The sequence below is a fragment of the Pseudomonas sp. X4 genome, assembly GCF_040784925.1.
Classification (GTDB): Bacteria; Pseudomonadota; Gammaproteobacteria; order Pseudomonadales; family Pseudomonadaceae; genus Aquipseudomonas; species Aquipseudomonas putida_Z.
The window spans coordinates 2,272,520-2,290,789 of record NZ_CP160798.1 but is presented as its reverse complement, the minus strand read 5'-3'; the positions used below and the strand labels follow the sequence as shown (position 1 = coordinate 2,290,789).

General features: G+C 63.2%; 20 protein-coding genes. 9 read left to right on the top strand and 11 right to left on the bottom strand.

Annotated features, from left to right (window positions below; translation table 11 throughout):
* Nucleotides 1–52: 52 nt before the first annotated feature.
* Both rpoZ and ABX298_RS10055 read right to left on the bottom strand, forming a co-directional pair.
* Nucleotides 53–316 carry a DNA-directed RNA polymerase subunit omega gene (rpoZ, locus tag ABX298_RS10060; RefSeq protein WP_003253383.1) on the bottom strand — a complete coding sequence of 88 codons (264 nt, stop codon included), beginning with the start codon at nt 314–316 and terminating at the stop codon, nt 53–55.
* Nucleotides 317–578: 262 nt separating this feature from the next.
* A complete protein-coding gene (locus tag ABX298_RS10055; protein ID WP_013974798.1) occupies nt 579–1,451 on the bottom strand; it encodes a LysR family transcriptional regulator in 873 nt (290 codons plus the stop codon).
* A gap of 207 nt (nt 1,452–1,658) precedes the next feature.
* On the opposite strand from ABX298_RS10055, the gene ABX298_RS10050 reads away from it, so the two are divergent.
* The 3 genes from ABX298_RS10050 to ABX298_RS10040 all read left to right on the top strand — a co-directional run bounded on the left by ABX298_RS10050 (nt 1,659) and on the right by ABX298_RS10040 (nt 5,474).
* Nucleotides 1,659–3,041, top strand: a complete 1,383-nt coding sequence (locus ABX298_RS10050; protein ID WP_015272334.1) for a glutamine synthetase family protein — start codon at nt 1,659–1,661, stop codon at nt 3,039–3,041.
* Nucleotides 3,042–3,045: 4 nt separating this feature from the next.
* Nucleotides 3,046–3,819, top strand: a complete 774-nt coding sequence (locus ABX298_RS10045) for a gamma-glutamyl-gamma-aminobutyrate hydrolase family protein (RefSeq protein WP_085615963.1) — start codon at nt 3,046–3,048, stop codon at nt 3,817–3,819.
* A 113-nt stretch (nt 3,820–3,932) separates the two neighbouring features.
* Nucleotides 3,933–5,474, top strand: a complete 1,542-nt coding sequence (locus tag ABX298_RS10040) for an APC family permease (protein ID WP_013974795.1) — start codon at nt 3,933–3,935, stop codon at nt 5,472–5,474.
* A gap of 163 nt (nt 5,475–5,637) precedes the next feature.
* Here ABX298_RS10040 and gmk read toward each other — a convergent pair whose 3' ends face one another.
* Nucleotides 5,638–6,258 (bottom strand): guanylate kinase, encoded by a 621-nt coding sequence (gmk, locus tag ABX298_RS10035; RefSeq protein WP_085588808.1) that lies wholly within the window; start codon nt 6,256–6,258, stop codon nt 5,638–5,640.
* A 13-nt stretch (nt 6,259–6,271) separates the two neighbouring features.
* Nucleotides 6,272–7,135, bottom strand: a complete 864-nt coding sequence (locus ABX298_RS10030; protein WP_025341114.1) for a YicC/YloC family endoribonuclease — start codon at nt 7,133–7,135, stop codon at nt 6,272–6,274.
* Nucleotides 7,136–7,363: 228 nt separating this feature from the next.
* Here ABX298_RS10030 and rph point away from each other — a divergent pair, with 228 nt between their 5' ends.
* Together rph and ABX298_RS10020 are read left to right on the top strand one after the other, a co-directional pair.
* Nucleotides 7,364–8,086: a ribonuclease PH gene (rph, locus tag ABX298_RS10025; protein ID WP_013974792.1), complete on the top strand. Its 723-nt coding sequence runs from the start codon at nt 7,364–7,366 to the stop codon at nt 8,084–8,086.
* A 23-nt stretch (nt 8,087–8,109) separates the two neighbouring features.
* A complete protein-coding gene (locus ABX298_RS10020; protein WP_003258195.1) occupies nt 8,110–8,478 on the top strand; it encodes a DUF4870 domain-containing protein in 369 nt (122 codons plus the stop codon).
* 115 nt (nt 8,479–8,593) lie between these two features.
* Here ABX298_RS10020 and ABX298_RS10015 read toward each other — a convergent pair whose 3' ends face one another.
* On the bottom strand, nt 8,594–9,373 hold the full coding sequence (locus ABX298_RS10015) for an exodeoxyribonuclease III (protein ID WP_003253401.1): 780 nt from the start codon (nt 9,371–9,373) through the stop codon (nt 8,594–8,596).
* 80 nt (nt 9,374–9,453) lie between these two features.
* On the opposite strand from ABX298_RS10015, the gene pyrE reads away from it, so the two are divergent.
* Entirely contained in the window at nt 9,454–10,095 is a 642-nt protein-coding gene (pyrE, locus tag ABX298_RS10010; RefSeq protein ID WP_003253405.1) for an orotate phosphoribosyltransferase, read from the top strand.
* A 176-nt stretch (nt 10,096–10,271) separates the two neighbouring features.
* Here pyrE and argB read toward each other — a convergent pair whose 3' ends face one another.
* The 4 genes from argB to coaBC form a co-directional block, all read right to left on the bottom strand.
* Nucleotides 10,272–11,177 (bottom strand): acetylglutamate kinase, encoded by a 906-nt coding sequence (gene argB / locus ABX298_RS10005; protein WP_003258198.1) that lies wholly within the window; start codon nt 11,175–11,177, stop codon nt 10,272–10,274.
* Between the two features lie 30 nt (nt 11,178–11,207).
* Nucleotides 11,208–12,608 (bottom strand): phosphomannomutase/phosphoglucomutase, encoded by a 1,401-nt coding sequence (locus ABX298_RS10000; RefSeq protein WP_084785306.1) that lies wholly within the window; start codon nt 12,606–12,608, stop codon nt 11,208–11,210.
* A 111-nt stretch (nt 12,609–12,719) separates the two neighbouring features.
* The gene (gene dut, locus ABX298_RS09995; protein WP_015272329.1) at nt 12,720–13,175 is read right to left on the bottom strand and encodes a dUTP diphosphatase; all 456 of its coding nucleotides are present in this window, start codon (nt 13,173–13,175) and stop codon (nt 12,720–12,722) included.
* A gap of 5 nt (nt 13,176–13,180) precedes the next feature.
* Nucleotides 13,181–14,392 carry a bifunctional phosphopantothenoylcysteine decarboxylase/phosphopantothenate--cysteine ligase CoaBC gene (gene coaBC / locus ABX298_RS09990; RefSeq protein ID WP_003253409.1) on the bottom strand — a complete coding sequence of 404 codons (1,212 nt, stop codon included), beginning with the start codon at nt 14,390–14,392 and terminating at the stop codon, nt 13,181–13,183.
* Between the two features lie 128 nt (nt 14,393–14,520).
* Here coaBC and radC point away from each other — a divergent pair, with 128 nt between their 5' ends.
* Nucleotides 14,521–15,201, top strand: coding sequence for a DNA repair protein RadC (gene radC / locus ABX298_RS09985; RefSeq protein WP_039612333.1), 681 nt, complete (start codon nt 14,521–14,523; stop codon nt 15,199–15,201).
* A gap of 123 nt (nt 15,202–15,324) precedes the next feature.
* On the opposite strand, the gene ABX298_RS09980 is transcribed toward radC, so the two are convergent.
* Nucleotides 15,325–16,932 (bottom strand): ABC transporter substrate-binding protein, encoded by a 1,608-nt coding sequence (locus ABX298_RS09980; RefSeq protein WP_286100768.1) that lies wholly within the window; start codon nt 16,930–16,932, stop codon nt 15,325–15,327.
* Nucleotides 16,933–17,293: 361 nt separating this feature from the next.
* Between ABX298_RS09980 and rpmB the strand changes: the two genes are divergently transcribed.
* Nucleotides 17,294–17,530: a 50S ribosomal protein L28 gene (rpmB, locus tag ABX298_RS09975; protein ID WP_003258972.1), complete on the top strand. Its 237-nt coding sequence runs from the start codon at nt 17,294–17,296 to the stop codon at nt 17,528–17,530.
* A gap of 10 nt (nt 17,531–17,540) precedes the next feature.
* The gene (gene rpmG, locus ABX298_RS09970) at nt 17,541–17,696 is read left to right on the top strand and encodes a 50S ribosomal protein L33 (protein ID WP_003253507.1); all 156 of its coding nucleotides are present in this window, start codon (nt 17,541–17,543) and stop codon (nt 17,694–17,696) included.
* 93 nt (nt 17,697–17,789) lie between these two features.
* Here rpmG and ABX298_RS09965 read toward each other — a convergent pair whose 3' ends face one another.
* Nucleotides 17,790–18,149, bottom strand: a complete 360-nt coding sequence (locus ABX298_RS09965; RefSeq protein ID WP_003258971.1) for a cupin domain-containing protein — start codon at nt 18,147–18,149, stop codon at nt 17,790–17,792.
* Nucleotides 18,150–18,270: the final 121 nt, after the last annotated feature.

Genomic DNA, 18,270 nt, shown 5'->3' with positions numbered 1-18,270 from the left:
CCTCCTGCCGAGGAAGGGGGCCTTGCGCCGTGCGACGTCGACCTGGCATCAATTAGACAGCCTCGTTGTTCTCGTCCTCGAACGCGGCGAACACCGGATCCTCGGTGACGATCTCTTCAGCGGCGATGAACTCGTTGGTGACGATGCCTTCGGCGATTTCACGCAGGGCAACAACGGTCGGCTTGTCGTTTTCCCACGCAACGCGTGGCTCTTTGCCGCCGGTCGCCAGCTGGCGAGCGCGCTTGGTCGAGAGCATGACCAGCTCAAAGCGGTTATCCACGTGTTCCAGGCAGTCTTCAACAGTTACGCGGGCCATGGTCTTCCTCAGTAGCAATTGCGGTGGGCGTGCAGCCCAATAATGGGCAGGCGGACTCGATAGTTTAAAAAATCACCAGCCAATAGGGAAGCGCTGTTTTGTCGGGTGGTTACCTTCAAGCCCGGTGTTGCCTTCTTCGCGGCTGAAGCCGCTCCCACAGGGACCGCATTGTCCTCAGGTTCATCACCGCACCCTGTGGGAGCGGCTTCAGCCGCGAAAGGGCCGGAACAGACACCCTTGATACATGAGCCTGACGATAACCTCAGAGCATCGCGTCACGCAACCGCGGGGTCAGCTCCTCGAACAGGGTCTGCACCGAGCGCAACGCCCGGCAGTCCGGCCGGGTCAGCAGCCACAGCTGGGTGTCGCAACCCGGCAGCGGCCCGCTCAGCGCATCCACCCCGGGCAGCGCGTGCACCATGTAGTCCGGCAGCGCTGCCACGCCGAGCCCGGCCGTGACCAGCTGGGCGATGGTCGACATGCCGCTGCACTGGTAGCGCGGGCTCAAGCCCGGGTGCTGCTGGTTGCGCCAGACCACCGTGGGGTGGTCCTGCATCGAGTCGTCGGGGGCGATCCACGGCACGCTGGCAGGTGACTCGGCCAGGCGCTCGCGCCACTGCGGCTGGCCGCAGACCACGTAGGAGGTGGATCCCAGGTTGCGGCCCACCAGGTGCTCCGGCGGCGTGTTGGTCAGGCGCAGGGCAATGTCGGCATCGCGCCGGCTGAGGTTGGCGAAGGTGTTGGAGGTACCCATCTCCAGCGACAAGGCCGGGTAGTTGGGCATGAACTCGGCCAGCGCCGGCAGCAGCAGGCTGTGCATCACCGCCTCGGTACAGGTCAGGCGCACGGTGCCGCTGACCACCTGCTCGCCACTGGTCATGGCGATGCGCGCCGCCTCCAGCGCCTGCTCGGCGCGTTCGGCCTGCTCGGCCAGGGCCTGGGCGGTGTCGGTCGGCAGGTAGCCTTTGCGGCTCTTGACGAACAAGGCTGTGCCCAGCGCCGACTCCAGCCGGCGGATCGAGCGGAACACCGTCGAAACATCGACCTTGAGCAACTCGGCAGCCTTGGCCAGCGAGCGGCCACGTTCCAGGGCCAGGACCAGGGAGAGGTCGGCATGGGTAATCTGATATTGCATTGGTGCACGCTCTGCTTGCCGAATTGCCAATGTCTGTTGCGTTTTGGCCATTTTATAGTGAAACGGCCCCCGGGAATCAATGCGCCCGGTCGGGTAACCAATCCCCACGATGGGAAAGTGAAAAGAACAACAGCTGCAACCATCGTCGCCCGTGAGGCGCCAGCCGTATCCCCCACATCGCCGCAGCAAATCAAAGGATGTACAGCCATGACGTCGGTAACCCCGTGCGCCAGTTCTTCCAGCGAGATGAATGACTTCCTCCAGGCCCATCCGGACACGCAGTACGTCGACCTGCTGATCTCCGACATGAACGGCGTGGTACGTGGCAAGCGCATCGAGCGGGCCAGCCTGCACAAGGTCTACGAGAAGGGCATCAACCTGCCGGCATCGCTGTTCGCCCTGGACATCAACGGGTCCACCGTCGAGAGCACCGGCCTTGGCCTGGACATCGGCGATGCCGACCGCATCTGCTTCCCGATCCCCGGCACACTGTCGGACGAGCCGTGGCAGAAGCGCCCCACCGCCCAGCTGCTGATGACCATGCACGAACTGGATGGCCAGCCGTTCTTCGCCGACCCGCGCGAAGTACTGCGCCAAGTGGTGAGCAAGTTCGATGACCTGGGCCTGGATATCTGCGCCGCGTTCGAGCTGGAGTTCTACCTGATCGACCAGGACAACCTCAACGGTCGCCCGCAGCCGCCGCGCTCGCCGATTTCCGGCAAGCGCCCGCAGTCGACCCAGGTGTACCTGATCGACGACCTCGATGAATATGCCGACTGCCTGCAGGACATGCTCGAAGCGGCCAAGGAGCAGGGCCTGCCCGCCGACGCCATCGTCAAGGAAAGCGCCCCGGCACAGTTCGAGGTCAACCTGCATCATGTTGCCGACCCGCTGAAGGCCTGCGACTACGCGATCTTGCTCAAGCGCCTGATCAAGAACGTTGCCTACGACCATGAAATGGACACCACCTTCATGGCCAAGCCCTACCCGGGCCAGGCAGGCAATGGCCTGCACGTGCACATTTCGTTGTTGGACAAGAAAACCGGCAAGAACATCTTCGCCAGCGACGACCCGCTGCAAAGCGACGCGCTGCGCCATGCCATCGGTGGTGTGCTGGAGACCATGCCGGCGTCGATGGCCTTCCTCTGCCCGAACATCAACTCCTACCGCCGCTTCGGCGCGCAGTTCTACGTGCCCAATGCGCCAAGCTGGGGCCTGGACAACCGTACCGTGGCGGTGCGCGTGCCCACCGACAGCAGCGACAACGTGCGCCTCGAGCACCGCGTGGCCGGTGCCGACGCCAACCCCTACCTGATGCTCGCGGCGATCCTCGCCGGTGTTCACCACGGCCTGACCAACCAGGTCGAGCCGCAGGCACCGATCGAAGGCAACTCCTACGAACAGCTGGAGCAGAGCCTGCCGAACAACCTGCGCGATGCCCTGCGCGCGCTGGACGACAGCGAAGTCCTCAACCAATACATCAGCCCGGACTACATCGATATCTTCGTGGCCTGCAAGGAAAGCGAACTGGCCGAGTTCGAAGTGTCGATTTCCGACCTCGAGTACAACTGGTACCTGCACACGGTGTAAGCCCATGAGCGCAAATGCGGTCCCCTTGATCGGTGTCAGCGCCTGCCGCCAGCAGGTGGGGAAGAACTCGTCGCATACGGTAGGCGACAAGTATGTCGAGGCGGCCGGCTTTGCCGGCTTGCCATTGATCTTGCCGGCCCGTGACGGGGGCAGCGACACGCAGGCGCTGCTGGCCCGTCTGCACGGCATTGTTTTTACCGGCTCACCTTCAAATATCGAACCGCATCATTACAATGGCGCCCCCAGCGCGACGGGTACCCGACACGATCTGGCACGCGATCGCCTGACCCTGCCGTTGTTGCAGGCGGCCATTGCCGCCGGTGTGCCGGTGTTCTGTATCTGCCGTGGCTACCAGGAATTGAACGTGGCCCTGGGCGGCAGCCTGCACCAGCGCGTGCAGGAACTGCCCGGCTACCTTGACCACCGTGAACCTGAGGACGCACCCCTGGAGGTGCAATACGGCCCTCGTCACCTTGTCGGCATCGAGCCTGGCGGGTTGTTCGAGCGCCTGGGCCTGGCGGCGCAGTTCGAGGTCAACTCGCTGCACAGCCAGGGCATCGACCGCCTGGCCCCGGGCCTGCGCGTCGAGGCACGGGCCCCGGATGGCCTGATCGAAGCAGTGTCCATGCCTGCGGCGCCGGGTTTTGTGCTCGGCGTGCAGTGGCATCCGGAGTGGCGATTTACCGAAAACCCGGTCTCGCGGCGCCTGTTCCAGGCGTTTCGTGAGGCCTGCATTGCTTACGCTACACGGGAGGGCGCACGGCAGGAGGCATTCTGACGTCACCCGAAGGTCTCGGATGACTTGTTCCCGGCAGCAAGCTTTCAATGAGTGAAAGCGGGCCTTGTACGCAAGGCCTGTGAAAACAATTCCAAAATTTACGGCAAATACTCATGAGCAATTACACAGAAGCCGGCCGCCCACCCGACGTGGCGGCCGACGCGGGCAACACCCAGCGCAGCAAGGGCCTGGCCACCGGCCGGCTGGGCTTGCTGGCCAGCGTGGTGCTGGGCATTTCCACCATCGCCCCGGTCTACACCCTTACCGGCGCCCTTGGCCCGACCGTGCGTGAAGTGGGCGCGCACCTGCCGGCGGTGTTCATCGTCGGCTTCCTGCCGATGCTGCTGGTGGCCTTGGGCTACCGCGAACTGAACTCGGCGGAGCCGGACAGCGGTACTTCGTTTACCTGGTCGGCGCGTGCCTTCGGCCCGATGATCGGCTGGATCGGCGGCTGGGGCCTGGTGGTCGCCACCACCATCGTGTTGTCGAACCTGGCAGGGGTGGCGGTCGACTTCTTCTACCTGTTCCTTGGCCAGATCACCGGCAAGCATGAACTGGCGGCCTTGGCCGACAACCTGCTCATCAACATAACCACCTGTTGCGTGTTCATCGCCCTGGCGGTGTGGATCTGCTGCCGCGGCATGACCACCACCATGACCGTGCAATACGGCCTGGTGGCCCTGCAGTTGCTGGTGCTGATCGGCTTTGCCTTTGCCGCTTTCGGCGAAACCACCGCGCCGCCACCGCTGGAATTCGATTTCGCCTGGTTCAACCCGTTCGGCGTCGAATCGTTCTCGGCCTTTGCCGCCGGGCTGTCGCTGTCGATCTTCATCTTCTGGGGCTGGGACGTGTGCCTGACTGTCAGCGAGGAATCGGTCGGCAGTGACGAGGTGCCGGGCAAGGCGGCCACCTGGACCGTGCTGCTGATCCTCGGCCTGTACCTGTTCACCGCGATTGCCACCCTGCAGTTTGCCGGTATCAGCGAACAAGGCCTGGGCCTCAACAACCCGCGCATCCAGGAAAACGTCTTCGCCCACCTGGCCGGTCCGGTCATGGGGCCGCTGGCGATCCTGATGTCCATCGCCGTGCTGGCCAGCACCGCGGCGTCGCTGCAGTCGACCTTCGTGTCACCGGCGCGCACCCTGTTGGCCATGGGTTACTACGGTGCGGTGCCGCAGAAGTTCGCCAGCGTCTGCCCTCGTTCGCAGACCCCGCGTTACGCCACCATCTGCGCTGGTGTGGCTGCGGGCCTGTTCTACGTGACCATGCGCACCCTGAGCGAGAACGTGTTGGCAGATACCATCACTGCACTGGGCATGATGATCTGCTTCTACTATTCGCTGACGGCCTTCGCCTGTGTCTGGTACTTCCGCCACAGCCTGTTCGACAGCCTGCGCCACTTCCTGATGCGCGGCTTGTGCCCGCTGGTGGGTGGGGTGATCTTGTCGGTGATCTTCGTGCGTACCGCCATCGACAGCGCCTCGCCGGACTTCGGCAGCGGCTCGCATGTGGGCGGGCTGGGGCTGGTGTTCGTGATCGCCGCGATCATCTCGGTGCTGGGGATCGTGCTGATGATGCTGTCGCGCCTGCGCGCGCCGGCGTACTTCCTGGGGGCTACCCTGCGTCAGCAGGCTACCTTGCCACTGCAGGAATAAATGATTGGGGCCGCTTTGCGGCCCTTCGCGGCGGTTCGGCGCCCCGACACGCCCGCTCCCACACGTTACTCACTGCCTTCAGGCTTGTGTTGTATCTGTGGGAGCGGGCGTGTCGGGGCGCCGAACCGCCGCGAAGGGCTGCAAAGCAGCCCCATGGGGTCTATCAGGAGAGCAGTTCTTTCAGCAGCCCGCTGTTGCGCTGTTGCTGCTTCTTCAGCACCAGACGGTTCGAGCGGAACACTGCCTTCAAGTCTTCCAGCGCCACGTCGAAGTCATCGTTGATGATCACGTAGTCATACTCGTCGTAATGCACCATCTCGCTGACCGCTTCCTTCATGCGCCCGGCGATGATCTCTTCGCTGTCCTGCCCGCGGCCATCCAGGCGCTCGCGCAGGGCCTGCTGGCTTGGCGGCAGGATGAACACCGACAAAGCCTCGGGCATCAGCTTGCGTACCTGCTGGGCGCCTTGCCAGTCGATTTCCAGGATCAGGTCATTGCCCTGGTCGAGTACCTCTTGCAGCGCGCTGCGCGAAGTCCCGTAGAAATTGCCGAACACTTCGGCGTGCTCGAGGAAGTCACCCTTGGCGATCAGCCCCTTGAAGTCGTCATGGCTGACGAAGTGGTAGTTCACGCCGTGCTGCTCGCCCGGGCGCATGGCGCGGGTGGTGTGCGAGACCGAGACGCTTACGCGCTTGTCGGCCTTGATCAGGGCGGTGACCAGGCTGGTCTTGCCGGCGCCCGAAGGGGCCGAAACGATGTAGAGGGTGCCGCTGCTGTGGTTCATGGTCGGGGTGGCCTTACTCGATGTTCTGTACTTGTTCACGCATCTGTTCGATCAATACCTTCAGGTTGACCGCCGCTTGCGTGCTGCGTGGGTCGAAGGCCTTGGAGCCGAGGGTGTTGGCCTCGCGGTTGAGTTCCTGCATCAGGAAGTCCAGGCGCCGGCCGGCGGCACCGCCACCCTTGAGCACCCGGCGTACTTCGGTGACGTGGGTGCTGAGGCGGTCGAGTTCCTCGGCCACGTCGCTCTTCTGGGCCAGCAGCACCATCTCCTGCTCCAGGCGCTGCGGGTCGAGTTCGGCCTGCATGTCGCCGAAGCGGTCGAGGATCTTCTGCCGCTGAGCTGCCAGCATCTGCGGCACCAGGGCGCGCAGGGTGGTGACTTCGCTGGCCATGTTGTCCAGGCGTTCGTTGATCAGCCGGGCCAGTTCCTGGCCTTCACGCTGGCGCCCGGCCTTGAGCTCGGCCAGCGCTTCATCGAACAGCGCCATGGCTTCGGTATTCAGTGCCTGCGGGTCGCTGGCGTCGGCCACCAGCACGCCTGGCCACGACAGCACCTCCAGCGGGTTCAGTGGTGCCGGCTGCTTGATCAGGCCGGCCACTTCCTCGGCGGCGGCAACCAGCTGCGCGGCGCGCTCGCGGTCCACCTTCAGCGGTTTGCCGTTGCTGTCTTCGTTGAGGCGCAAGGTGCATTCCACCTTGCCCCGCGACAGGCCCTGGCGCAGGCCTTCACGCACGGCGCCTTCGAGGTCGCGCAGGGCCTCGGGCAGGCGCAGGTGCGGCTCCAGGTAACGGTGGTTGACCGAACGCAGCTCCCAGACCAGGGTGCCTTGGCTGCCGGCGCGCTCGACACGAGCAAAAGCGGTCATGCTGTGCACCATGGGGAGTACCTCGCGTATATGAATGAACGGTGGGAGCCTCTCGGCTGCAAGGCGCAGGATTGTAGCGCAGTGGGGCCTTGGCGCCCAATCCACCCATGTTACCGACGGGTGGCCTGGCCGGCAGGAAAAGGCGACGGGCTGTGTCGGGCGCGACAATAGGCATGTCTTCCCCGGGCCGTGGGCTCTATAATGCTCGGCAGATTCAAAGTCCCAGTACAGGTATCCCAGATGAAACGTCCAAGTGGTCGCGCCGCCGATCAGCTCCGCTCGATCCGCATCACCCGCAACTACACCAAGCACGCCGAAGGGTCGGTACTGGTCGAGTTCGGTGACACCAAGGTCATCTGCACGGTCAGCGTGGAAAACGGTGTGCCGCGCTTCCTCAAAGGCCAGGGCCAAGGCTGGCTGACCGCCGAATACGGCATGCTGCCGCGTTCCACCGGCGAGCGTAACCAGCGCGAAGCCAGCCGTGGCAAGCAGGGTGGCCGCACCCTGGAAATCCAGCGCCTGATCGGCCGTTCGCTGCGCGCCGCGCTGGACATGAGCAAGCTCGGTGACATCACCCTGTACGTCGACTGCGACGTGATCCAGGCCGATGGTGGCACCCGTACCGCGTCCATCACCGGTGCCATGGTCGCCCTGTGCGACGCCCTGGCGGTGATCAAGAAGCGCGGTGGCCTGAAGGCCGGCAACCCGCTCAAGCACATGATCGCCGCAGTGTCGGTGGGCATGTACCAGGGCGAAGCGGTGCTCGACCTGGACTACCTGGAAGACTCCGCCGCCGAAACCGACCTGAACGTGGTCATGACCAGCGCCGGTGGTTTCATCGAAGTGCAGGGTACTGCCGAAGGTGCGCCGTTCCAGCCTGAAGACTTCAACGCCATGCTCGCCCTGGCACAGAAGGGCATGAGCGAGATCTTCGAACTGCAGCAGGCGGCACTGGCCGACTGAACCCAGCCAGGGAGGTGCGGGGCATGAGCGAATCGAACCTGTCGATCACCCCGCCCAATGCCGAAATCCGGCAGTGGGCGATGTTCTGCCACCTCTCCGCGCTGCTGGGCCTGGTGGTGCCGCTCGGGCACTTGCTGGGCCCGCTGGTGCTGTGGCACCTCAAGCGCGAGCAAGACCCTTTCATCGACGCCCAGGGCAAAGAGGCGCTGAATTTTCAGATCAGCGTGACCATTGCCGGGTTCATCTGCTTCCTGCTGATGTTCGTGTTCATCGGGCTGGTGCTGTTCGCCATGCTGATGGTCGCGGTGATGATCCTGATCATCATTGCGGCTGTGCGGGCGAATGAGGGCAAGCCGTATCGCTACCCGATGATCTGGCGGCCGATCAAATAATGCTGGGGCTGCTTTGCAGCCCTATCGCGACACAAGGCCGCTCCTACAAGGGATATGCATTCCCCTGTAGGAGCGGCCTTGTGTCGCGATAGGGCCGCAAAGCGGCCCCATGCCTTCAGATGGTCAACGTCCAGTCATAGTCGACGATCAGCGGCGCATGCTGGGAGAAGCGCGGCTGACGCGGCAGGCGGGCATTGCGCACGAAGCGGCGCAGGCCCGGGGTGAGGATCTGGTAGTCGAACCGGTAGCCCAGGTTGAGCATCTCGGCCTGCTCGTTGTCCGGCCACCAGCTGTACTGGTCGCCCTCACGGCTGACTTCGCGCAGGGCATCGACGTAACCCATCTCGCCAGTGATCGCGTCCATCCAGGCACGCTCCGGCGCCAGGAAGCCCGGCGACTGCTGGCTGTCACGCCAGTTCTTGATGTCGAGCTTCTGCTGCGCCACGTAGAACGAGCCGCAGTAGATGTATTCGCGACGCTTGCGACGCTGTTTGTCCAGGTACTTGGCGAAGTCGTCCATCAACTTGAACTTCTGGTTCAAGTCTTCGTCGCCGTTCATACCCGAAGGCAGCAGCAGGCTGGCAATACTGACTTTGTCGAAATCTGCTTGCAGGTAACGCCCGTAGCGGTCGGCTGTCTCGAAGCCCAGGCCGGTGATGACTGCCTTGGGCTGCATGCGCGAATACAGGGCCACACCACCTTGGGCAGGCACCTCCGCGTCGCAGGCATAAAGGAAATAGCCATCGAGCTGGAAAGCTGGGTCATCGAGTTCAAAGGCCGAGGCGCGGGTATCCTGAAGGCAGATGACGTCGGCATTCTGGGCTTGCAGCCAGCTGAGCAAACCACGCTCGGCCGCAGCCTGAATGCCATTTACGTTCACACTGATGATCCGCATAAATGGCCCCAAAAATCTCGTGCGTGTATGATACCCGAGCTCAACCCATTTAGCTAAATCCGTGGTGTCCGGGACTATCCATGCAGCCGTATCAGCGCGACTTCATCCGTTTTGCCATCGATCGCGGGGTACTGCGTTTCGGTGAATTCACCCTGAAATCGGGGCGTACCAGCCCGTATTTCTTCAATGCCGGCCTGTTCAACACCGGTTCCGCCCTGGCCGAACTGGGCCGTTGCTATGCCGCAGCCATCGTCGACAGCAAGATCCCGTTCGATGTGCTGTTCGGCCCGGCCTACAAAGGTATCCCGCTGGCAGCGACTACCGCCGTGGCCCTTGCCGATCAGCATCAGCTCGACGTGCCATGGTGCTTCAACCGCAAGGAAGCCAAGGACCACGGTGAAGGTGGCAGCCTGGTCGGTGCACCGCTGGCCGGTGACGTGCTGATCATCGACGACGTGATCACCGCCGGTACCGCCATTCGTGAGGTCATGCAGATCATCAATGCCCAGCAGGCCAAGGCCGCTGGCGTGCTGATCGCGCTGAACCGCGAAGAGCGCGGCAATGGCGAGCTGTCGGCGATCCAGGAAGTGGAGCGTGACTTCGGTATCCCTGTGGTCAGTATCGTTTCGCTGACCCAGGTGCTGGAGTTCCTGGCCGATGATCCACAGCTGAAGCAGCATCTGCCGGCTGTCGAGGCTTACCGGGCGCAGTACGGTATCTGATCCGGGGCCCGGAAATGAAAAAGGCGACCTTCTTGTGAAGGTCGCCTTTTTTTGTGTCGCCTGTTCCGGCCTCTTCGCGGGTAAACCCGCTCCCACAGGATCTCCACAGCCCTCAAAGGCGGTGCTGTACCTGTGGGAGCGGGTTTACCCGCGAAGAGGCCGGGACAGGTTAACGATCAGCGCTGCTTGCGGTTGGTAATCAGGGTACCCACGCCGCTGTCGGTGAAGATCTCCAGCAGCACCGCATTCGGCACGCGGCCATCGATGATGTGCGAGCTGTTGACACCGCCCTGCACCGCATCCAGCGCGCACTTGATCTTAGGCAGCATGCCGCCGTAGATGGTGCCGTCGGCGATCAGTTCGTTGACCTGCTCGGTGGTCAGGCCGGTCAGTACTTCACCCTGCTTGTCCATCAGGCCGGCGATGTTGGTCAGCAGCATCAGCTTCTCGGCCTTCAGCGCTTCGGCTACCTTGCCAGCCACCAGGTCGGCGTTGATGTTGTACGACTCACCGTTGGCACCCACGCCGATCGGCGCGATCACCGGGATGAAGTCGCCCTTCACCAGCATGTTCAGCAGGTCGGTGTTCACGCTTACCACTTCGCCAACGTGGCCGATGTCGATGATTTCCGGGGTGGTCATCTCGGGCGTCTGGCGGCTGACGGTCAGCTTGCGGGCGCGGATCAGCTCCGCGTCCTTGCCGGTCAGGCCGATTGCGCTGCCGCCGTGGCGGTTGATCAGGTTGACGATGTCCTTGTTGACCTGGCCACCCAGCACCATCTCCACCACGTCCATGGTCGCCGAGTCGGTGACGCGCATGCCGTCGATGAAGTGGCTTTCGATCGACAGGCGCTTGAGCAGGTCGCCGATCTGCGGGCCACCACCGTGGACCACCACCGGGTTGATGCCCACAGCCTTCATCAGCACGATGTCACGGGCGAAGCCGGTCTTGAGCTCCTCGCTCTCCATCGCGTTGCCGCCGTACTTGATCACCAGGGTCTTGCCGACAAAGCGGCGGATGTAAGGCAGTGCTTCGGACAAAACCTCGGCTACATGGGAAGCGGCATCGCGATCGAGGGTCATGCAGGGCTCCTGTAAGGAACAGATAGTCGGTCAGAACGGCAGTTGCAGCTCAGGCTCAACCCGCAGCAACTGGGTACGGAAAACATCCTTGATACGTTGCAATTCGGCGTCGCTGTCGGCCTCGAAGCGCAGCACCAGCACCGGGGTGGTGTTGGAGGCGCGAACCAGGCCCCAGCCGTGGGGGTAGTCCACCCGCACACCGTCGATGGTGGTCAGGTTGGCTTCGCCCCAGTCGGCGTCGCGTTGCAGTGCATCAATGATGCTGAATTTACCCTCGTCGGTCACATCAATATTGATTTCCGGCGTGGAAATATCGTTCGGGAACGCGGCGAACAGGTTTTCGGCGCTCTGCCCGGCCTTGCTGAGGATCTCCAGCAGGCGCACGGCGCTATAGATGCCGTCGTCGAAACCGTACCAGCGTTCCTTGATGAAGATGTGACCGCTCATCTCGCCGGCCAGCAGCGAGCCGGTCTGCTTCATCTTCTTCTTGATCAGCGAGTGACCGGTCTTCCACATCAGAGCGCGGCCGCCGTGCTGCTCGATCAGCGGGGTCAGGCGACGGGTGCATTTGACGTCGAAGATGATCTCGGCGCCCGGGTTGCGCGACAGCACGTCCTGGGCAAACAGCATCAGCAGGCGGTCTGGGTAGACGATGCTGCCGGTGTTGGTCACCACGCCGACGCGGTCGCCGTCACCGTCAAAGGCCAGGCCGATATCGGCGCCGGTTTCCTTGACCTTGGCGATCAGGTCTTCGAGGTTTTCCGGCTTGCCCGGGTCCGGATGGTGGTTGGGGAAGTTGCCGTCGACTTCGCAGAACAGCGGGATCACTTCGCAGCCCAGGGCTTCGATCAGTTGCGGCGCGACCACGCCGGCGGCACCGTTGCCGCAGTCCACGACCACCTTGAGCTTCCTGGCCAGCTTCACGTCTTCAACGATCTGCTGGAAGTAGCGGTCAAGGATCTCGACCTTTTCCACGCGGCCTTCGGCGCGGGTCAGGTCGTTGGTTTTCAGGCGCGTCAGCAGGGCCTGGATCTGTTCGTTGGCCAGGGTATCGCCAGCGATGACGATCTTGAAGCCGTTGTAGTCCGACGGGTTGTGGCTGCCGGTCAGCATCACACCGGACTTGCCGGCCAGCACGTTGGCTGCGTAGTACAGCGCCGGGGTGGGTACCAGGCCGACGTCGCTGACTTGGCAGCCGGCATCGACCAGGCCCTTGATCAGCTGTTCGACCAGCATCGGGCCGGACAGGCGGCCATCGCGGCCGACCGAAACCTGCGGTTCGCCCTGGGCCAGGCTCTGCGCGCCGATGGCGCGGCCGATCCAGTAGGCGGTTTCGGCGTGAAGGGTCTTGCCGACCACGCCGCGAATGTCATACGCGCGGAAAATGCTGTCTGGCAGTGCGGCGGGTACCAGGTGGGCCATGTCGTTCATCTCTGGAAGCTCCATTAGTCAAAGGCTTTCTGGGCAGGCGCAAACTGAACGCTTGGACGGTGGTTTCGCCAGAGAGTTCGCCATCCTTGGCCTGAACGGTCATTTCTCGGCTCAGTGGCTGCCGGAATGACCAAAGCCGCCAGCACCGCGCTGGCTTTCATCGAACGCTTCGACGATATCGAAATGGGCCTGTACCACCGGTACCAGCACCAGCTGGGCAATGCGCTCGCCAACGGCGATGGTGAACGGGGTGTTGCCGCGGTTCCAGCACGACACCATCAACTCGCCCTGGTAGTCCGAGTCGATCAGCCCGACCAGGTTGCCCAGCACGATGCCGTGCTTATGGCCCAGGCCCGAGCGCGGCAGGATCACCGCCGCCAGGCCCGGGTCGCCGATGTAGATCGACAGGCCGGTGGGGATCAGCAGGGTCTGGCCTGGTTCGAGGACGGTGTCTTCCTTGAGCAGGGCGCGCAGGTCCAGGCCGGCGGAGCCGGGGGTGGCGTACTGCGGCAGGGGGAATTCGGTGCCCAGGCGTGGGTCGAGGATCTTGGCTTGAAGAGCGTGCATGTAACTTATTGAACCTGATTGAGCCGTTCGGCGATGAAGGCGACCAGTTGCCGGGCAATCTTGCCCTTGCTGGTCTGCGCGAAGAGGGTCTGGTGCTGCTGGCGGTCGATCACGGTCAAGGCGTTTTCCTCGCTGTTGAAGCCGATGCTGGGGTTGGCCACATCATTGGCGACGATCAGGTCGAGGTTCTTGTCCTTGAGCTTGCGCGTGGCGTAATCGAGCAAGTGTTCGGTCTCGGCGGCGAAACCGACGCTGAACGGGCGGTCGGCGCGGCCAGCGATGGTGGCAAGGATATCGGGATTGCGCACCATCTGCAGCAGCATGCCGTCACCGGTCGTAGGATCTTTCTTCAATTTTTGCGTGGCAACGACTTCCGGGCGGTAGTCCGCAACCGCCGCAGAGGCGATGAACAGGTCGCACGGCATGGCCGCTTCACAGGCCGCGAGCATGTCCCGCGCGCTGACCACGTCGATACGGCTGACCCGGTCGGGGGTTGGCAGGTGCACCGGGCCAGTGACGAGGGTCACCCGAGCCCCGGCTTCGGCGGCCGCTTCGGCCAGGGCGAAGCCCATCTTGCCGGAGCTATGATTGGTGATGTAGCGCACCGGGTCGATGTTTTCCTGGGTCGGGCCGGCGGTGATCAGCACGTGCTTGCCGGTCAGTGCCTGGCGCTTGAAGCTTTCCGCGGCACACCAGGCCAGGTCGGTGGCTTCGAGCATGCGGCCCAGACCAACGTCGCCACAGGCCTGGCTGCCGGACGCTGGGCCGAACACCTGGATGCCCCGGCTCTTGAGCAGTTCGAGGTTGGCTTGGGTGGCCGGGTCGCGCCACATGGCCTGGTTCATGGCCGGGGCCACGGCAACGGTGGCATCGGTAGCCAGCACCAGGGTGGTCAGCAGGTCGTCGGCCATGCCTTGGGCCATGCGCGCCATGAGGTCGGCGGTGGCCGGGGCGATCAGCACCAGGTCGGCCCATTTGGCCAGTTCGATGTGGCCCATGGCCGCTTCGGCGGCAGGGTCGAGCAGGTCCATGTGCACCGGGTGGCCCGACAGCGCCTGCAGGGTCAGCGGGGTGATGAACTCTGCACCACCACGGGTCATGACGACGCGCACCTGCGCGCCGTGCTCCAGGAGTCGGCGAATCAGTTCGGCGCTTTTGTAGGCGGCAATGCCGCCACCCACGCCGAGAACGATGCGCTTGCGATACAGCCGCTGCATAGGCTTGCCTTTTTCCAGTGAGAGCGGGCGGCGACGTTTGAAAATGCCTGCGGCAGAACGTCGCATGTACGAGGCGAAATAGATTAACACAGGGCCGAAATGGGCCGCAGCAAGGGCAGAGGGGCGGGATGAATATCAGGGAGTGGCCGGCTGAAGAGCGGCCGAGGGAGAAGTTGCTGCAGCGTGGGGCCGGAAGCCTGACGGACGCGGAATTGCTGGCTGTATTTCTCGGCTCAGGTGTGCGTGGGCGCAATGTCGTGGAGCTGGCGCGAGGTCTGCTCGTGAAGTTCGGGGGGTTGCGCCAGTTGCTGGAGGCCGACCGTGAGGCTTTCGTCGGCGAGCTTGGGTTGGGCCCGGTGAGGTACAGCCAGCTGCAGGCGCTGCTGGAGATCGGTCGCAGGCACCTTGCGACTTCGATTGAGCGTGAATCCGCGATGGACAGCCCGGCAACGGTGAGGCGCTATTTGAAAGCGATGCTGCGACATGAAGTCAGCGAGGTGTTCGGATGCCTCTTTCTCGATACCAAGCACAGGCCGTTGGCGTTTGAGATCCTCTTCCGAGGCACGATAGATCGGGCCAGCGTCTACCCGCGGGAAGTGGTGCGGCGGGCATTGCTGCATAACGCAGCGGCCTTGATCCTGTGCCACAACCACCCCTCGGGCAACAGTGAACCCAGCCAGGACGATGTGCACTTGACCCTGTCGTTGAAGCGGGGGCTGGCGTTGATCGATGTGCGGGTGCTGGATCACATCATCATCGGTGACGGGGAGCCGCTGTCGATGGTCGAGCATGGGTGGATTGTGGCTTAGGCACGTGTGCTGCCTGTCCCGGCCTCTTCGCGGGCTCGCCCGCTCCCACAGGTATCGCGCCAACCTTGAGTGTTGTGCTGTCCCTGTGGGAGCGGGCAAGCCCGCGAAGAGGCCGGTGCAGGCTTACTTGCTCACTGACACCTTGCTGAAATCCAACCGCCCGAACGGGCTCACCTGGTACCCCTCGACCCCTTGGCGCAGCAAGGTCGCCGCCGTGGGGTGTGCCAGCGGCACCCACAGCGCCTGCTGCTGGATCAGCGTCTGTGCCTGCTGGTAAAGCCGGCTGCGCACACTCTGGTCGTTGGTGGTGCGCCCGGCGCTGATCAACTGGTCCAGGCGGCTGTCGCAGAAGCGTGCGAAGTTGGTCCCCGACTGCACCGCTGCGCAGGAAAACTGCGGGCTGAGGAAGTTGTCCGGGTCGCCGTTGTCACCCGCCCAGCCCATGAACAGCAGGTCATGCTCGCCCGCCTTGGCGCGGCGGATCAGCTCGCCCCACTCGATCACGCGGATCTCGGCCTTGATGCCAATCTTGGCCAGGTCGGCCTGCAGCATCTGCGCACCGAGGCTGGGGTTGGGGTTGAGCAGGCTGCCCGACGGGCGGGTCCAGATCGTGGTGCTGAAGCCCTCGGCCAGGCCGGCCTTGGTCAGCAGGGCCTTGGCTTTCTTCAGGTCCAGCGGGTAGCCGGGCAGGTCTTTGGCGTAGCTCCAGGTGTTGGGCGGGTAGGGGCCGTTGGCAGCCACCGCGGAGTCTTCGAACACGGCTTTGAGGTAGGCCTGTTTGTCGAAGGCCAGGTTGATGGCCTGGCGCACTTCCGGCTTGTCCAGCGGTGGGTGCTGGCTGTTGATGGCGACGAAGGCGGTCATGAACGCCGGGGTGGTGGCCACCTGGAGGTTGCCGTCCTTGCCGGCTTCGGCAATGTCCAGCGGCTTGGGCGACAACGCGACCTGGCACTCGCCGCGCTTGAGCTTCTGCAGGCGCACGTTGGCATCGGTGGTGATGGCGAAGATCAACGGGTCGACCGCCGGCTTGCCGGCGAAGTAGTCGGGGTTGGCGCGATAGCGCACCACGGCGTCCTTCTGGAAGCGCTGGAAGATGAACGGCCCGGTGCCGACCGGCTGGCTGTTGAGCTTCTCCGGCGTGCCGGCCTTGAGCAGTTTGTCGGCGTACTCGGCGGAGTAGATCGAGGCGAAGCCCATGCTCAGGGTGGCCAGGAAGGTGGCGTCCGGGTGGCTGAGGGTGAAGCGCACGGTGTTTGGTGCCGGCGCCTCGATCACCTTGATCAGGCTGCCCAGTTGCAGCGACTGGGCATGCGGGTAGCCGCCCGGCGCGGTCTTGTGCCAGGCATGGGCGGGGTAGAGCATGCGCTGGAAGCTGAACAGCACATCGTCGGCGTTCAGTGCGCGGCTTGGCTTGAAGTAGGCGGTGGTGTGGAATTTCACGTCATCGCGCAGGGTGAAGTCGTAGATCAGGCCGTCGGCCGATACCGTCCAGCTGGCCGCCAGGCTCGGCACCACCTTGCCTTGCGCCGCGTCGAACTCCACCAGGCGGTTCATCAGCACATCGGCCGTGGCGTTGGTTGTGGTCAGCGAGTTGTACTGCACCACGTCGAAGCCTTCGGGGCTGGCCTCGCTGCAGACGCTCAGCGGGGCGGCCTGGGCAACGCCGGCGGCGAACAGGGCGCCTGCGGCGAACAAGGAGTTGAACAATAAGGAAAGGGCGGCAGCACGCATGGTGGCTCCTTGGCTGTCAGTGGCCCATCTGCCAGTGCAGTCTGGAAAAGGCCTACCCTAGTGTGCCCGTCGGAAAATGACCACACCCTTTTTTACAAAATTGGCGACGGGCGGTCGACGGCTGGCGGGGCCTGCCGCTATGCTGGCCCGGCGCGTTCCGGCTCGTGACAATGTGCATCTAATGTTGTTGCGGCCAAGTCTTTCTGGTATAAAGCAGCGCTCTTTTCTAGGGGCTCGGCCTGTCGCATCAGCGGATCCGGTCGATAAGACCTCCAGAATCACGGCGCCTAGGCGCCAAAGACTGAGAGATTAAGCGGCCAACCCATGCCGGGTTGGGCATGTGGTTTTAGAGGGCTGAGTCATGTCGAGAGTCTGTCAAGTTACTGGTAAGGGTCCAGTAACCGGGAACAACATTTCCCACGCAAACAACAAAACCCGTCGTCGTTTCCTGCCGAACCTGCAGCACCACCGTTTCTGGGTTGAATCCGAGAAGCGTTTCGTGCGTCTGCGCGTATCTGCCAAAGGCATGCGCGTTATTGACAAGCGTGGTATCGACGTAGTGCTGGCCGAGCTGCGCGCTCGCGGCGAAAAGTTCTAAGGAGAACGTCATGCGTGAATTGATCCGTCTGGTTTCGAGTGCTGGCACTGGCCACTTCTACACCACCGACAAGAACAAGCGCACCACTCCGGACAAAATCGAGATCAAGAAATACGATCCGGTTGTTCGCAAGCACGTGGTGTACAAGGAAGCCAAGATCAAGTAATTGATCGGCGACCTGAAAAAAACCCGCATCCGAAAGGAGGCGGGTTTTTTTATGCCTGCAAGAATGCCGGGGCCGCTTCGCGGCCCCAGAGGCTTACTTCTGCTCGAACATCACATAAATCTTGCGGCAAGGCTCCAGCACCTCCCAGGTGCCCTTGAAGCCGGCCGGGATGACAAACCGATCACCGGCACGCAGGGTCTTGGCTCCGCCATCCTGGTCACGCAGCACCGAAACGCCCTGGACGATCTCGCAGTACTCATGCTCGGTGTAGTTCACCGTCCACTGCCCCACCTCGCCTTCCCACACGCCCGCGGCAAACTGCCCGCACGGGCTGGAATAATGGTTGTAGACCGCCTGGTCGGGCTCGCCCTTGAGGATTTTTTCCGCCGCCGGGCGGTAGCGTTCGGCCTCGGTAATGACCTGCGCGAAGTCGATGATGCTGTCGATGCTCATGGTTCGGCTCCTGTTGTTGTTTAATAAAATGCACATGAGTAGGCTTTTGAGCCATTCGTGTCAAATATATTGATAGTTTACACGGGCTGGTTTAGGGTGTCGGTAGCTAAAATGCCCTCGA

Bases quoted from the DNA above. Each gene is read 5' to 3' on its own strand.
- rpoZ (WP_003253383.1), bottom strand. From the start codon at position 316: ATGGCCCGCGTAACTGTTGAAGACTGCCTGGAACACGTGGATAACCGC.
- ABX298_RS10055 (WP_013974798.1), bottom strand. From the start codon at position 1,451: ATGCAATATCAGATTACCCATGCCGACCTCTCCCTGGTCCTGGCCCTG.
- ABX298_RS10050 (WP_015272334.1), top strand. From the start codon at position 1,659: ATGACGTCGGTAACCCCGTGCGCCAGTTCTTCCAGCGAGATGAATGAC.
- ABX298_RS10045 (WP_085615963.1), top strand. From the start codon at position 3,046: ATGAGCGCAAATGCGGTCCCCTTGATCGGTGTCAGCGCCTGCCGCCAG.
- ABX298_RS10040 (WP_013974795.1), top strand. From the start codon at position 3,933: ATGAGCAATTACACAGAAGCCGGCCGCCCACCCGACGTGGCGGCCGAC.
- gmk (WP_085588808.1), bottom strand. From the start codon at position 6,258: ATGAACCACAGCAGCGGCACCCTCTACATCGTTTCGGCCCCTTCGGGC.
- ABX298_RS10030 (WP_025341114.1), bottom strand. From the start codon at position 7,135: ATGGTGCACAGCATGACCGCTTTTGCTCGTGTCGAGCGCGCCGGCAGC.
- rph (WP_013974792.1), top strand. From the start codon at position 7,364: ATGAAACGTCCAAGTGGTCGCGCCGCCGATCAGCTCCGCTCGATCCGC.
- ABX298_RS10020 (WP_003258195.1), top strand. From the start codon at position 8,110: ATGAGCGAATCGAACCTGTCGATCACCCCGCCCAATGCCGAAATCCGG.
- ABX298_RS10015 (WP_003253401.1), bottom strand. From the start codon at position 9,373: ATGCGGATCATCAGTGTGAACGTAAATGGCATTCAGGCTGCGGCCGAG.
- pyrE (WP_003253405.1), top strand. From the start codon at position 9,454: ATGCAGCCGTATCAGCGCGACTTCATCCGTTTTGCCATCGATCGCGGG.
- argB (WP_003258198.1), bottom strand. From the start codon at position 11,177: ATGACCCTCGATCGCGATGCCGCTTCCCATGTAGCCGAGGTTTTGTCC.
- ABX298_RS10000 (WP_084785306.1), bottom strand. From the start codon at position 12,608: ATGAACGACATGGCCCACCTGGTACCCGCCGCACTGCCAGACAGCATT.
- dut (WP_015272329.1), bottom strand. From the start codon at position 13,175: ATGCACGCTCTTCAAGCCAAGATCCTCGACCCACGCCTGGGCACCGAA.
- coaBC (WP_003253409.1), bottom strand. From the start codon at position 14,392: ATGCAGCGGCTGTATCGCAAGCGCATCGTTCTCGGCGTGGGTGGCGGC.
- radC (WP_039612333.1), top strand. From the start codon at position 14,521: ATGAATATCAGGGAGTGGCCGGCTGAAGAGCGGCCGAGGGAGAAGTTG.
- ABX298_RS09980 (WP_286100768.1), bottom strand. From the start codon at position 16,932: ATGCGTGCTGCCGCCCTTTCCTTATTGTTCAACTCCTTGTTCGCCGCA.
- rpmB (WP_003258972.1), top strand. From the start codon at position 17,294: ATGTCGAGAGTCTGTCAAGTTACTGGTAAGGGTCCAGTAACCGGGAAC.
- rpmG (WP_003253507.1), top strand. From the start codon at position 17,541: ATGCGTGAATTGATCCGTCTGGTTTCGAGTGCTGGCACTGGCCACTTC.
- ABX298_RS09965 (WP_003258971.1), bottom strand. From the start codon at position 18,149: ATGAGCATCGACAGCATCATCGACTTCGCGCAGGTCATTACCGAGGCC.